Here is a 13756-nt window from a genome sequence, read left to right as displayed (position 1 = left end):
GCTAGACGCGCTGCTCGCGCAGGTCGCCGACCTCGGCGGCAGGCGCCCAGCCCTGGTAGACACCGAAGTCGAAGGCCTCGAGGCCCATCGCCTGGGCGACCGGCCACCGCCCGCCGGTGTACTCCACACGCAGCCAGCCGCCGTGCTCGGCGAGCACGATGAACGGCTGCCCCTGCCAGGTGCAGGTGGTCCGGACGTACACCAGCTCGTCGACGTCGGCCGTCGGCACCACGGACACGTACCGGCCGGGGTGCGCCTCGGTGAAGCCCTCGCCGGGGCCCGGCTGGTAGAGCCGCACGTCGTCACCGTCGGGGCTGGCCTGGTACTCACGCCCCCGCCAGCGGGCCACGTAGCCGTCCCGGATCATCCGTCACCCGCCTCCCGCCACAGCAACTCATCGGCGTCCAGGGCGGCCACCACCCGCTCGGTGCCGTCCGCGCCGAGCCGCCAAAGCTGAGCACCGTGTGGCAGCCGGGCGCTGTCCACCTTGAACTCCGCCACCACGTCGCTGCTGTCGCCGGGCGCGAAGCCGTTGCCGCGGAACGGGGGCCGCTCGATGATCCAGCCCTCCATCGCCCGCATCGCGGTCTCGTTCTGGCCGCCGTACGGGATGCGGTAGAGGCTCGGCCGGTACGCCGGCCAGCGCAGCACGTAGATCTCGTCGGCGGCCCGGTCGAACGGCGAGTCGGGGTAGCCGAGGCCGAGCGCGTCGTACAGCTGCTCCGGGGTGGTCAGGTGGGCCAGCTCGCCCGCCCGGTGCACGAAGCCGGAGACCCGGTCGTAGCCGCGCTCCAGGTAGTACGCGAGCTGGCTCGGGGCGACCGCCTTCTGCATCACCACGGGGCGGCTGGGGTCCGGGGCGGGCGGTTTGTCGCCGGGCCGCTCGGCCGGTGCCTCCTCGGCGGGCGGTGCCTCCGGTTCGGCGCCGAGGCCCACCTCCGCCGCCCAGTTGGCGAGCCCGACGATCTGCTCACCGGGCAGCTTCGCACCGACCGGGGTGCCCGGGTTGACGGCGAACGACCACGACTCGTCCGGCCAGCGCTGGATGAGCTGTAGGAACCGGACCCGGACCGTGTCGACAGGGGCGTCGGTGTGCTCGGCCAGCCGCTCCGGGGAGGTGTACACGACGACGAACGTCTCCCCGTCCAGCTCGTCCGTACGCCAGACGAACCCGGGTTCGCCGGGGCGGCTGTCGGCGGTCGAGTCAGGGGCCACGGGCAGCAGCACACGGGCGAGTAGGAGCGTCGACAGGAACGTGTCTGTGCTCCCGGATCCGGTCGCTTCGAGCAGGTCCTCCTCGACCTCGTTTGCCGGCTCGAAGCCCTCCGGAATGGCCGGATCGGGAGCGGCGCCCACCGGATCGGCATCGGCCGGTGCCGCCGCGGGACGTGCCGATCCCGCGGCAGCCGATGCACCAGCTGCCGCGCCCGGCACGTGAGCGGGATCCGACACCTCGGCGACAGGGATCGTCCGATCCTGCGTGCCGCCGGTGACCTCGGACACCGGACGCTGCGGGTCCAGGGCCAGCCGGGCGTCCACCGGGTGTCGGGTGAGCCCCGGGCGCCCGGCATCCGGCCTGGTCGGCGCCCACGCATCCGCCGCCCGCTCCCCCTTCACCACGGCGGGACCCTGCGGTGGCTGCGTTACGCCCGGGTCGTCGCGCAGCCCGGTGGCGCGGGCGCGGTGCGGGTCGCCCGGGGGTGCGATCAGGTCCCGTGTCTCGATGATCGTGCCCTCGATGACGATCGGAGTGAACCCTCGGCGAGGTGCCGGCGACCCGGAGACCGGCTCGGCGATCGAGGCCGGTTCCGGTTCCGGAGGCGGCGGCGTGGGGCGGCGGCGCGGCAGGGTCTGCCTCGACTCCTGGTCCGGCGCCCGGCGCGCGTACGCCTCCAGGGTCGCCGGGTCGGGCACCGGAAGGCGGATCGTCCGGGCCTCCTCCCCGGCGGCCCGCCGCTGCGAGGTCTGCAACGGGGCCCGCCGCTGGGGTGCCTGCGACGTGTCGCCAGGAGTCGCGAAGGCTCGGGTCGGGGTGTCCTGGTGGGCCGGGGCGGTAGGCGTCTCCTCCCCGGCGGGGAACGCCCGCGTCGGGGCGTCGGGCACCGGGGCGGTGAGCGGCCGGCGGCGCGGGAACGGCTGGCCGCCACGGGCGAATCGGGGCGGCGGAACGGCCCGATCCTCGCGGTTGACGCGACCGGACGCGGGTTCGAAGAAGGAACGGCGGGGCGGCCGGTCCGCCTCCCCGTCCGAGGGGCTGTTCGCCGACACGTCGGCGGGGAACCGGCCGGGACGGTCCGCTCCCCGAGCCGGCGACGGCCACAGCCCTCCCGTGTCCCCAGCGGCCGCCGGCACGGACGTCCGGCCGGGCTCGGTCAGCGGTCGCCGCAACGCGGCGGCACGGACCTCGGCCGGGGTCCGCAACGGTGTCCCGGGCGGTGGAGCGGGCTCGGAAACCGGTCGCGGCGGGCTCGTGCCCTGAGGGGCCGCGCCAGCACTCGGCACGCGTCCCTGGAGGCCGGCGGCCGGCTCGGTGTCCCCGTCTCCCGGGCCGCGGACACGGGCGAGGGTCTCGGGGCGTTCCAGCCGCGCCCGGGCGCCCATGGTGCGGCCAGGCAGCCTGACGTCGCCGCGGGCGAGCTGGGCGACGTACCAGGCCGGCAGGTATCCCTCGATGGGCAGTCCCGGGTTGACCGCGAGCCACCACTCGTGGTTCGGCCACTGGCCGGCCAGTTCGCCGTAGGCCGTGCGCCGGCTCGCCCCCGCGTGCTCGCCGAGGCAGGCCCTCATCGCGGTGGCGGAGGTGAAGGCCAGGACGTGGGTACGACCACCAGTGGTCCACGTGCCCCAACCCGTCGCGGCCTGGCCGGTGAGCGCCGGCTCCGCGACCGGCAGGAACAGGTCCGTCCGGGCCAGGATGCGGAAGTAGCGCTGCTGGTCGTTGGCGAGCAGCGCCTCGCGCAGCGCCGCCTCCGGCTCGGTGGCCGGCTCCCATTCGGTCACGGCCACCCCTCCTCCCCGGCAACAAGCCACAGGTATCGCCTACAACCTACAAGGTCGCAGCAAGATCACAATGGCTGGCCGCGCCGAGCCGACCAGTGGTCGTGTCAGCCGATAACATCGCGTCCCGGAGTCGACACGATACGGAGGCGGTCGATGTCCTGGAGCCCCGTGCCGCCGCTCGTCGCTCTCGCGGTGGTGGTGGCGACGCTGACGGCCGGTCCCGCGCCGTCGGCTGGCCCACCGCACCCGGTGTCGGCCGCCGATGCCCGCGATCTCCTCGGCGCCGGTCCGGCAGCACCGCGACCACCAGCCGGGCCAACCCCCGTCGGCCCGGAGACGCTTCGGCCGGCCGGTCCCGGTATGCCCCCCGCCGGCACGGCAGGTCCCGGTCTCGCCGGCCGGGCCGCCCAGGTCGCACCGACGTGCACGACCCCGCTCGCGCCGGCCCGCCCGATCACCGCCACCCCGTGGCCGCAGCAGCGGTACGCCCCCGAACGGCTGGCACCGTTCGCCACCGGGGCGGGGGTGACGGTGGCGGTGGTCGACTCCGGCGTGGACCCCACCCACCCGCAACTCGCCGGTCGGGTCGACACCGGCACCGACCTGCTCGACCCGGGCGGGAACGGCACCCTGGACTGCGCCGGCCACGGCACCGGTGTCGCGAGTGTCATCGTCGCCGCCCGCCGCGAGGGCGTCGCCTTTTCCGGCCTCGCCCAGGACACCCGGATCCTGCCGGTCCGCGTCAGCGAGCAGCAGGTGATCGACGGCCGGGAGTCGGGGCGTACGGTCACTGCCCGTGACTTCGCTCGGGCGATCCGCTGGGCGGTCGACAACGGCGCCGACGTGCTCAACCTCTCCGTGGTGCTGTACGCGGACGAGCCGGCCGTCCGGGACGCCGTCACCCACGCGCTCGCCCGCGACGTGGTCGTGGTGGCCGCCGCCGGCAACCTGCACGAGAGCGGCGATCCCCGGCCGTACCCAGCCGCGTACGACGGGGTGCTCGGAGTGGGTGCGATCGGCGCCGACGGGACACGCTCCCCGTTTTCGCAGATCGGCCCGTACGTCGACCTGGTCGCGCCGGGAAGCGACGTGGTGATCGCCGCGCCCCGGCAGGGGCACCACCGGGCCGAGGGCACCAGCTACGCGGTGCCCTTCGTGGCCGCCACGGCAGCCCTGCTCCGGCAGTACCGGCCGGAGTTGGACGCGGCCGGGGTGACGGAGCGGATCCTGGCGACCGCCGATCCCGCTCCCGGCACCGGGTACGGTGCCGGCGTACTCAACCCGTACCGCGCGCTGACCGAGAGCAACGGCGGGCCGGCGGGCACCCGGCCCGCCGCGGCGCTGCTCGGCGACCGGGCAGACCCGGCGCTGCTGGCGCAGCAGGCGCGGCGGGCGGACGCCCGGGATCGGGCGCTGCTGGTGGCCGGGACCGGGGGCGCGGTCGTCATGGTGGCCGTGCTGCTGGCTCTCGTCCTGCCCCGGGGCGTTCGCCGCCGATGGCGGCCACCCGGCCCGGTCTGACCACCGCCGCATCGCAACCCCAATCGGGGACGGCCGCATCGGCCAACGGCGCCGCCACGTCGGGCCAGGCCCTGGATGCCTCCCTCGACGTGAAGCCGCCCTGGTGTCACCGGCCGACCGGCGACGATCCGTGCGGTGGCGCCGCCCCGGCGGGGCGGCGCCACCGCGCGACAGCGGGTCACTGGAACAGGCTGGCGTTGCGCTTTTCCGTGTCGAGATAGTCGGCCGCGGAGTCGTCGACCGCGAGCTTGATGTCGCGCAGCATCAGCTGCAGGTCCTGCGAGGCGGACCGCCAGCGGGCCTGCCGCTGCTCGTACGCCGCGCGGGCCTCGCCGGACCAGCTCGCGACGAGCGGGGCGGCGTCCCGCTCGAGCTGACCGAGCTGCGCGACGAGCGTGTTCAACGCCTTCTGGATGTCCGCGCTGGCCTGCTGCAACGCGGCGAAGTTGACGACCAGCACACCGTGCTCCATTCTTGTCTCCCTGCTCGGTCCCCGGGTCTACAACGGCAGCTGGATGCCGCCGCGGTTGGTCGTGGACACCCGGCTGGCCGCCTCGGTGTCCGACACGTCGTACTGCTGACCGGCGGTGCGGATGGCCGTGGCGGTCTCCCGCAGTGCCCGCTGCAACGCCGCCTGGTCCTGCGCCCACTGCTGCTTGACCTGCTCGAACGATCGCCCACCGGCGCCCCGCCAGGCCTGCTGCAACACCTCCAGCTCGACCATCAGGCTGCTGAGCATGGCCTGCAACGACTGGTCCACCTGCTCGAACTTCGCGGCGGTCTGCTGCATCACCGCGGCTTCCGCCTGGGTCTCGGACACTCCGGACGTCACCTCGCCTCCTGGATCGTGGCTGGCCGCCGGCGCGCTCGCTCGGGGAGCGCGCCGCTCGCGCCGCCTGGGACGTCGACCGTGGCGGGCGCGGGTCAGCAAAACTCGTCGCTGACGGTAGCCGGACGGTCGTGGTTCTGCTACCCCTTCCGGCTCCCCTGTGGACAACCGCGACTCCCCGCCACGACGCCCCGACCCTTACGATGGGCACCAACCACATCGCGGGGCGTGACCGGTGGAGGAGGTGCGGTGTCGGCGACCACTCCGACGGGCCTCTTTCCGGGCACACCGACCCGGACGTCGACCGCCCCCCTCGGTCCGGCCGACACCGACGGCCACGCCGACCGGCCCACTCCCACCCCGGCCCGCGGCGTTCCCGCTGTCCTGCCGCCACAGTGGAACCCGAGCCACCGACGGTTCGGTCCCGGCTTGCTGGCCGGCCAGGTGGTCGCCGGCCAGGTCGCGGTGGCGGTCGTCGTCGCGGCCCTGGGGCGGGGAGCGGTCGCGACGGTGGCGACGACGACGGTCGCGGTGCTGGTGCTCGCCCTGGCCGGATCCCGCTGGCGCAAGCGCTGGCTCTTCGAATGGCTCGGGGTGGCCCTGGCCTACGCCTCCCGGCGACGTGCCCTGGCAGCGGACGCCACACCGGCCGACCTGCTGGAGCTGGCCGACCCGGGAGCCGTCGTGCGGCCCGCCGAGTTGGTCGGCGCGTCGGCCGCCGTGCTGGACGACGCCACCGGGCTGGTCGCCCTGCTCGAGATCGTCGACCCGGTTGAGCTGATCAGCGACGGGTCGCGCACCGTGCCACCGCCGGCCGCGCTGCTCTCCGCCGCCCCGGCGGACGGTCCTCCGGTGCGGATCCAGCTCCTGCTGACGGGCGCGCCCGCACCGGCCGTCGCGCTCGGCGGGGGCACGGTGGCGACGTCCTATCGGCAGCTCACCGACGGACGGCTACCCGGCCGCGAGCGGGCTGTGCTCGCCGTCCGAGTGCTCCGCGTCGACGGGGTCGGTCAGGAGGAGCTACGCCGGGCGTTGCACAGCACCCTGCGGCGGATCATCCGTCAGCTCGGTCCGGTGTCCGCCCGTCCGATGGGCGAGCACGCGGCGCTGCGGATACTGGCGGAGCTGGCCCACCACGACGGCGGGCCGGTGCGGGAGACCTGGCCCGCACTCCGGTTCGGTGACCGCTGGCAGGCTACCTTTCACCTCGACCGGTGGCCCGACCCGCGCACCGACGGTAACCAGCGGCTGGTGTCCCGGCTGCGTGCCCTTCCGGCCACCGCGATCACGGTCTCGCTCAGCGCCGGGCCGTGGACCGCCGGCCCCGGGCCGGCACCGTCCGAACTGACCGTGCGGGTGGCCGCCGGCACGCCGGCCGAACTGTCCGCGGCGGAACGGGCGCTGCACCGCACGGTGACCGCTCTCGGTGGCGGGGCACGGCGGCTCGACGGGGAGCAGTTCGCCGGGCTGGTCGCCACCGTGCCGCTGGCCCTGCCGGGGTGCGGGCCGCCGGGGCGTGCGGCCCCGGAACTGTCCGTCGGCGACGCCGGCCTGATGGTCGGCGCCAACCGACACGGAGGCGCCCTCACGGTCCGGCTGTTCCGTCCGGAGAGCACCCGCGTCGTACTCGTCGGCGGGCTCCGCGCCGGCCAGCTGTTCGCCCTACGGGCGCTGGCGCTCGGCGCCCGGGTCGTGGTGCAGACCGCCCGTCCCCGCGCGTGGGAGCCGTTCGGGCGGGGCGTGGGTACGCCGGGCACGACGATCCCGCTGTTGCCGCCGGGCCGTCCGCCCGGCGGTGAGCCTGGATCACCCCTGCGCCCGCTACTGCTGGTGGTCGACACCGGCCCACTTCCGCCGGGCCCGGAGCCGGGACCGCCCTGGCAGGCCACGCTGCTCATCCGGGACGAGCTGACCGCAGCCGATGTGGCCACCCTCGGCCGTGCCGACCTGGCGGTCCTTCAGCCACTCGACCCGGCAGAGGCGGCACTCGCCGGCCGGGCGCTGGGACTCGGCGCCTCCGCCGAATGGCTCACCCGGATCCGTCAGGACATGGTGGCGGTGGTCAACCGGCGGGCCCTGCGGTGGGCCCGGCTCGCTCCGTCACCGATCGAGGCACAACTGGTGGGCCAGCCGGCCCGCCGGTGAGGATGGTCCACCCCAGGCCGCCCAATCGGGCGACCGGTGCGCATCGACAACGCGACGCTCCTCGGCAGCCGACGGCCCGGCTGGGACGAGCACCACCAGGCCGCCGGCGTTCGCCGGATCGGGCGTCGGGGAGGGTTCCGCCGAAGATCGGTTCGTGGCAGCATCTTCCGCCATGGGTTTCCTGAAAGGGCTCCTGATCCGCCTGGCCATCACGGCGTTGGCGTTCTGGCTGGCCACGCTACTGATCCCCGGTATCGAACTCGAATCGACCTCGGCCACCGAGACGGTCACCACGCTCGTCCTCGTCGCCGCGATCTTCGGCGTCGTCAACGCGGTACTTCAGCCGGTCATCAAGACCGTGGGCTGCGCTTTCTACCTGTTGACCCTCGGGCTGATCGCACTGGTCGTCAACGGGTTGCTGTTCCTGCTGACCAGTTGGATCGCCGGCCAGGCCGGGCTGCCGTTCCACGTGGACGAGTTCTGGCCGGCGGCGGTCCTCGGCGCACTGTTCGTCGGCGTCGTCACCTGGGTCCTCGGCGCCATCCTGGATCGGGACTGACCGCCGCGTCGGTGGAGCGCGCAGGCCGGCAATTACGCCAAGGTCGGTCTGCCCCGCTCCGGCAGCCGGACGGGTGGATGGAGCTCGATCAGCGGGTGAGCCCGGTCACCAGCAAGGAGCCGGGCACCATGCGGCCCCCTACCGTGGAGGCGTGACGCCTCGTCAGCTCGGCTACCTGTACGGCATCGGCGCGTACCTGCTCTGGGGTTTCCTCCCGCTCTACCTGAGGCTGCTTCAGCCGGCCCGTCCACTGGAGATCCTGGCCCACCGGATCGTCTGGTCGGTGGTCTTCGTCGCGCTGGTGCTGGCAGCGTTGCGCAACAGCGGCTTCCTGCGGGCGCTGCTGCGCCGACCGCGCGCTCTGGCCGGAGTCGGCGCAGCCGCCGCGCTGATCGCCCTCAACTGGGGCACCTACATCTACGGGGTCAACTCCGAGCGGGTGGTGGAGACCGCCCTCGGATATTTCATCAACCCGCTCGTCGTCGTGCTGCTCGGCGTGTTCGTGCTGCGTGAGCGGCTGCGCCCCGCGCAGTGGGCGGCGCTCGGCGTGGGCGGGTCGGCCGTCGTGGTGCTGACCGTCGACTACGGCCGCCTGCCCTACCTCGCGCTGGCCCTGGCGTTCAGCTTCGCGGGGTACGGGCTGGTCAAGAAACGACTCGGTCTACCCCCCGCCGAGGGTCTCCTTGTCGAGTCGGCGGTACTCGCCCTGCCCGCGCTGGCGTACCTGGCGTGGCTCGGCGGCACCGGCCAGGCCACCTTCGGGGCGGTGTCGGCCGGGCACGCCGCCCTGTTGGTCGCGGCGGGCGCGGCGACCGCGACCCCCCTGCTGATGTTCGCCGGTGCGGCCAACCGGCTGCCGCTCACCAGTCTGGGGATGCTCCAGTATCTCGCCCCGATCCTTCAGCTCGGTTGCGGCGTCCTCGTCTTCCACGAGCCCATGCCCCCCGCCCGTTTGGCGGGCTTCGCACTGGTCTGGCTTGCTCTCGCCATCTTCACCACCGACGCCCTCCACGCCGCCCGCCGCCCCACCTCCGCCATCCCCCGCCGCGATCCTGGAGTCCTGGTCGCCGCTTCGCCCGGATCGGGGCCGCTACCCGGGGCGCAGGGTCGCGAAGAACGGTGAGGGGCCGGGTGGGTGAGGCGCCTGGGGATGGGGTCAGCGGACGTTGTAGGCGAGGACGGGGGTGCCGTCGGCGCGGACCAGTTCCAGGCGGACCAGCTCCGCGTCGGTGAACCGGGTGGCGCCGGTGATCCGCAGGTCGTCGCCCGGTCCGGCGAGCCAGGAACCGATCTGCTCGGTGCTGCCGTCGGCGCTGCGGGCGACCAGCCGGAAGGCGGAAGCCTTGCGGTAGCCGACCGACCCGTCGTAGCCGCAGCGCATGCTCACCTCGGTACCCCATTCGGTGCCGGTCAGCCCGATCTCGGCGTGCACCGGCACCGTGCCGGCGACCGGTTGCATGGCGACCATCCGCACGCCCGCATCCGGGCCCGACACCCGACCGGGCAGCACGGCGGCGGCGCCGATTCCGACCACCAGCGCCAGCGCGGCGGCGGCCAGCGTGACGAGGGCGAACCGGTGCCGGGTGGCCGAGCGCTCCCGGCGCCGGCGCTCCCGCGCCGCGGCGAGCAGGTCGGACACCCGGGATTCCTCCCGGGGCGGCAGGAACTGATCGAGGCCCGCCGGGTCGAGCCGCCCGAGCAGTCCGGGAAGGACGGCGATCTCGGCCACCGCCTGGCGGCACTCGACGCAACCGGCGAGGTGCCGTTCGTACGCCGCCCGCTCGGCCGGCGCCAGCGCACCCAGCACGTACGCGCCGTCGTCGTGCGCGAACTCGCACCGGGTCATCCCGTCACTCCCATCTCGGCCAGGACCAACCGTAGTGAACGCAGCGCGTAGTGCGTCCGGGATTTGACGGTGCCCGGCGGCACCCCGAGCCGCGTGGCGGCCTCGGCCACCGACCGCCCCTGGTAGAAGCACTCCACCAGGACCTCACGATGGGTGGCGCTGAGCCGGTTCAGCGCCTCGGCGACGGTCCACGCCTCCACCGCGCGTTCCGCCTCGTCCACCGTCTCCGGCGGCTCGGGCAGCTCGTCGGTGTAGACCTCACCGACCCGGGTGGACCGGCGACGCCAGGCGTCGATCGCCAGGTTGCGGGCGGTGGTGAACAGCCAGCCACGGACCGAGCCGCGACGCGGGTCGAGCGATTCCGGATGCCGCCAAGCGCGCAGCAGGGTCTCCTGCACCAGGTCCTCGGCCCGCTGCCGATCCCCGTTGACCAGGCGCAGGGCGTGCGCGTACAGCGCCTCCGCGTGCTCGTCGTGCAGGGCGCGGAGCAGGTGGGCGTCGTGGTCGCTGATGGCGGTCTCCTCGCTTCCGACGCGAGTCCGGCAGGCCTTCGCACGGACATACGTACCACCACGCCAGTCGGTTCAGCCGCAGGTCACCCTGGCTACCCCGGGCGCGTTGTTCATGCGTGATTCACATCGACGCCGACGACCGGCCATCGGCTCCTCCTAGCGTCCGGCGGGTACGCACGTCTCAGCTGACCGACGTGCGCCAACCCCATCCAGGAGGCTCCTCCACATGAGCGACCGTCCTCGGCTGCTCCCGCTGCTGGGCAACACCCGCCACGGCAGCCGTGACGCCATGACCTGTCTGTACCGGTGCGGCAACGCCTGCGACCACCCGGTTCCCAACACCTCGGACAACGCGTACTTCGGCGACCTGGTGGACGCCGAGGTCAGCCGCCGCGGCGTGGTCCGTGCCGGCGCGGTCGGCGCGCTGGTCCTCGGCTTCGGCGGCGCTGCCGCCGGTGCGCTGACCGGCGCCGGTGCCGCCTCGGCCGCCCCCGCGGTCCCGGACGTCGCCGGCTTCGGCCGCCCCCGCGGCGGCGTCGGCAACGGCGAGCTGGCCTTCAAGCCGGTCCCGCCGAACACCCTGGACAGCTTCATCGTCCCGAACGGGTACGACCACTCGGTCGTCATCCGGTGGGGCGACGAGGTGGTGCCGGGCGCCCCCGACTTCAACCTGAACCGCCAGACGGCCGCTGCGCAGTCGAAGCAGTTCGGCTACAACAACGACTTCGTCGGCGTGCTGCCCCTCGGCCGGAACCGCGCCCTGCTCGTGGTCAACCACGAGTACACCGACGAGAACCTGATGTTCCCCGGGTTCACCAGCAATGACGCGCTGACCGTGGAGCAGCTGAAGGTCGCCATCGCCGCGCACGGCATGTCCGTGGTGGAGCTGGACCGGGTCCGCGGCACCGGCGAGTGGCGCGCGGTCAGGTCCGGTCGGCGGCACTTCAACCGCCGCGTCACCGCCCTGAGCACCAAGTTCGAGGTGACCGGGCCGGCCGCCGGCTCGGCCTGGTTGAAGACCGACGCCGACCCCAAGGGCCGTACGGTCATCGGCACACTGAACAACTGCGCCGGTGGCGTGACCCCGTGGGGCACCGTGCTCTCCGGTGAGGAAAACTTCAACCAGTACTTCGTCGGCGGCGACGGCGCGCCGGAGGAGCTGAAGCCGAAGCTGGCCCGCTACGGCATCAGCACCAGCTCCCGCTACCCGGGCGGCAGCCGCAAGTGGGACCGCGCGGACGAGCGGTTCGACCTGACCAAGCACCCGAACGAGGCGCACCGGTTCGGCTGGGTCGTCGAGATCGACCCGTACGACCCGGACAGCCGCCCGCGCAAGCACACCGCGCTCGGCCGGTTCAAGCACGAGGGTGCGAACGTCATCGTCGCCAAGAGCGGCCACGTGGTCGCGTACATGGGCGACGACGAGCGGTTCGACTACCTGTACAAGTTCGTGTCGGACAAGAAGTTCATGAAGGGCCACTCCTGGCGCGCCCGCCGGCACAACCTGACCCTGCTGGAGTCCGGCACCCTCTACGTCGCCAAGCTCGACTACACCAGCGCCGACGAGATCGACGGCTCCGGCAAGCTCCCCGCCGACGGGGCGTTCAACGGCCGCGGTCAGTGGATCAAGCTGGTCAGCGGCAACCGGTCGTACGTCGACGGCATGACCGCCGCCGACGTGCTCACCTTCACCCGGCTGGCCGGCGACAAGGTCGGCGCCACCAAGATGGACCGGCCCGAGGACGTGGAACCGAGCCTGCACACGGGCAAGGTGTACGTGGCGCTGACCAACAACAGCAGGCGGGGCACCGGCAGCAACCCGAAGGCGGACGAGGCGAACCCGCGCACCGCCAACCGGCACGGTCACGTGCTGGAGCTGGTCGAGGACCGGAGCGACAACTCGGCCGAGACCTTCGCCTGGTCGGTGCCGATCGTCGCCGGCGACCCGGCGGACCCGTCGACCTACTTCGCCGGGTACGACAAGACCAAGGTGTCCCCGATCTCCTGCCCGGACAACGTCGCGTTCGACGCCACCGGCAACCTGTGGATCGCCACCGACGGCAACGCGCTGGGCAGCAACGACGGCCTCTTCGCCACCGCCATCGAAGGCCCGGAGCGGGGTCATCTGAAGCAGTTCCTCACCGTGCCCGTCGGTGCGGAGGCCTGCGGCCCGTTCATCACCGGCGACAACCGCTCGGTCTTCGTGGCCGTGCAGCACCCCGGTGAGATCTCCGGTGCCTCCGTCGAGAAGCCGGCCTCCAACTGGCCGGACGGCGACTACGCCAAGCCGGGTGTGGTGGTCACCTGGCGCTTGGACGGCGGCCCGATCGGCAGCTAAGACCCCTCCTCAGGGCGGTTCGGCGCTGGACCGCCGCGAAGGGCCCGCTCCCACCCGGGCCACCCCGGGGAGCGGGCCCTTCCGCGTCGACGGATCAGGCGGCCGGCCGTGGGTCCGGGGGTGGGAGCGGGCACCGGGAGCGGCTGGGGCAGCCCGCCGGAGTCGGGCCACGGACGTCGTGCGTCAGCTGTCGGCGGCGATACTGTCGGCGATGCTGCGGGCCGTCGTGAGTAGCTTCGCCCGGACCACCCGCGCCGAGGTCATCATCTCGCTGGCCGGCAGCGCGCAGGCGAGCACCACGCGGCGCTCTATGTCCTTGTCGGGGCTCACCAGCACCGCCGCGCCGGCGACTCCCTGCCGGTACTGCCCCAGGTCCAGTTGCATCCCCCGCCGCTCCCCCGCCGCCAGGTCGGCCTCGAACGCCTCGACCGTGGTCAACGTGGCGGAGGTGAACGGATGCATGCCGTACTCCCGCAGGTAACGGAACCGCTGCTCGACGGTGAGCGTGGCGAGCAGCTGTTTGCCCAGCGCGGTGGCGTGCGCCCCCTCGGCGAAGCCGGGGACGAGGTCCTCCAGGAACGGCGAGCGCGGTCCCTCGGCGACCGCCGTCACGGCCACCTGGCCACCGACGAACTTTCCGAGGTAGTGGCTGTAGCCGGTGTCCATGGCGGCACGCCGCAGGCACTCCCCGACCGCCGCCGGCCCACGGAAGGCCGTCACCAGCTCCCGGTAGCGGTCGGCCACCTCCAGACCCACGATGTACGTGCCGTCCTCGCGGCGGATCACGTATCCCTCGTAGGCCAACGTCCGGACGAGGTGGTAGGTGGTCGCGACGGTCAGTTCGCACCGCCGCGCGATCTGCTTGACGGTCAGTCCCTTCGGGGCACGGCCGACCGACTCGAGCACTCGCAGCGCACGGGACACGCTCCGGATCAGATCCGAAGGTTCCGCCAAGGGGTCGCGCACAACCACCTCCGCAGCCGGGGACTTACACCATATGAAATGC

12 protein-coding genes are annotated in these 13756 nt (G+C 73.5%); 5 read left to right on the top strand and 7 right to left on the bottom strand.

Annotation, left to right across the window (positions count from 1 at the left end):
* Window position 1: 1 nt before the first annotated feature.
* Window positions 2-367 (bottom strand): UCP033725 family protein, encoded by a 366-nt coding sequence (locus tag QTQ03_RS21875; RefSeq protein WP_289279663.1) that lies wholly within the window; start codon window positions 365-367, stop codon window positions 2-4.
* Window positions 364-3000 carry an SseB family protein gene (locus QTQ03_RS21870; RefSeq protein WP_289279662.1) on the bottom strand — a complete coding sequence of 879 codons (2637 nt, stop codon included), beginning with the start codon at window positions 2998-3000 and terminating at the stop codon, window positions 364-366. The genes QTQ03_RS21875 and QTQ03_RS21870 overlap by 4 nt, the downstream gene beginning before the upstream one ends.
* 360 nt (window positions 3001-3360) lie before the next feature.
* On the opposite strand from QTQ03_RS21870, the gene mycP reads away from it, so the two are divergent.
* Window positions 3361-4521, top strand: coding sequence for a type VII secretion-associated serine protease mycosin (gene mycP, locus QTQ03_RS21865; protein ID WP_289280939.1), 1161 nt, complete (start codon window positions 3361-3363; stop codon window positions 4519-4521).
* A 178-nt stretch (window positions 4522-4699) separates the two neighbouring features.
* Here the strand turns inward: mycP and QTQ03_RS21860 are convergent, their stop codons facing one another.
* Together QTQ03_RS21860 and QTQ03_RS21855 are read right to left on the bottom strand one after the other, a co-directional pair.
* Window positions 4700-4993, bottom strand: a complete 294-nt coding sequence (locus QTQ03_RS21860; RefSeq protein WP_289279661.1) for a WXG100 family type VII secretion target — start codon at window positions 4991-4993, stop codon at window positions 4700-4702.
* A gap of 27 nt (window positions 4994-5020) precedes the next feature.
* Window positions 5021-5341 (bottom strand): WXG100 family type VII secretion target, encoded by a 321-nt coding sequence (locus QTQ03_RS21855; protein WP_289280938.1) that lies wholly within the window; start codon window positions 5339-5341, stop codon window positions 5021-5023.
* 258 nt (window positions 5342-5599) lie between these two features.
* Here QTQ03_RS21855 and eccE point away from each other — a divergent pair, with 258 nt between their 5' ends.
* The 3 genes from eccE to rarD all read left to right on the top strand — a co-directional run bounded on the left by eccE (window position 5600) and on the right by rarD (window position 9177).
* Window positions 5600-7495 carry a type VII secretion protein EccE gene (gene eccE, locus QTQ03_RS21850; protein ID WP_502889805.1) on the top strand — a complete coding sequence of 632 codons (1896 nt, stop codon included), beginning with the start codon at window positions 5600-5602 and terminating at the stop codon, window positions 7493-7495.
* Between the two features lie 172 nt (window positions 7496-7667).
* Entirely contained in the window at window positions 7668-8054 is a 387-nt protein-coding gene (locus QTQ03_RS21845; protein ID WP_289280936.1) for a phage holin family protein, read from the top strand.
* Window positions 8055-8205: 151 nt separating this feature from the next.
* Complete coding sequence (gene rarD, locus QTQ03_RS21840) at window positions 8206-9177, top strand: EamA family transporter RarD (RefSeq protein WP_289279660.1); 972 nt, start codon at window positions 8206-8208, stop codon at window positions 9175-9177.
* A gap of 33 nt (window positions 9178-9210) precedes the next feature.
* Here rarD and QTQ03_RS21835 read toward each other — a convergent pair whose 3' ends face one another.
* Both QTQ03_RS21835 and QTQ03_RS21830 read right to left on the bottom strand, forming a co-directional pair.
* Window positions 9211-9900, bottom strand: a complete 690-nt coding sequence (locus tag QTQ03_RS21835; protein WP_289279659.1) for an anti-sigma factor family protein — start codon at window positions 9898-9900, stop codon at window positions 9211-9213.
* Window positions 9897-10391 carry a sigma-70 family RNA polymerase sigma factor gene (locus tag QTQ03_RS21830; protein ID WP_502889882.1) on the bottom strand — a complete coding sequence of 165 codons (495 nt, stop codon included), beginning with the start codon at window positions 10389-10391 and terminating at the stop codon, window positions 9897-9899. The genes QTQ03_RS21835 and QTQ03_RS21830 overlap by 4 nt, the downstream gene beginning before the upstream one ends.
* 247 nt (window positions 10392-10638) lie before the next feature.
* On the opposite strand from QTQ03_RS21830, the gene QTQ03_RS21825 reads away from it, so the two are divergent.
* The gene (locus QTQ03_RS21825; protein WP_289279658.1) at window positions 10639-12750 is read left to right on the top strand and encodes a PhoX family protein; all 2112 of its coding nucleotides are present in this window, start codon (window positions 10639-10641) and stop codon (window positions 12748-12750) included.
* A 183-nt stretch (window positions 12751-12933) separates the two neighbouring features.
* Here QTQ03_RS21825 and QTQ03_RS21820 read toward each other — a convergent pair whose 3' ends face one another.
* On the bottom strand, window positions 12934-13716 hold the full coding sequence (locus QTQ03_RS21820) for an IclR family transcriptional regulator (protein ID WP_289279657.1): 783 nt from the start codon (window positions 13714-13716) through the stop codon (window positions 12934-12936).
* Between the last annotated feature and the right edge of the window lie 40 nt (window positions 13717-13756).

The organism is Micromonospora sp. WMMA1363 (assembly GCF_030345795.1).
Lineage (GTDB): Bacteria > Actinomycetota > Actinomycetes > Mycobacteriales > Micromonosporaceae > Micromonospora.
The sequence above is the reverse complement of the archived record's forward strand: the minus strand, read 5'-3'. Positions and strand labels throughout refer to the sequence as shown.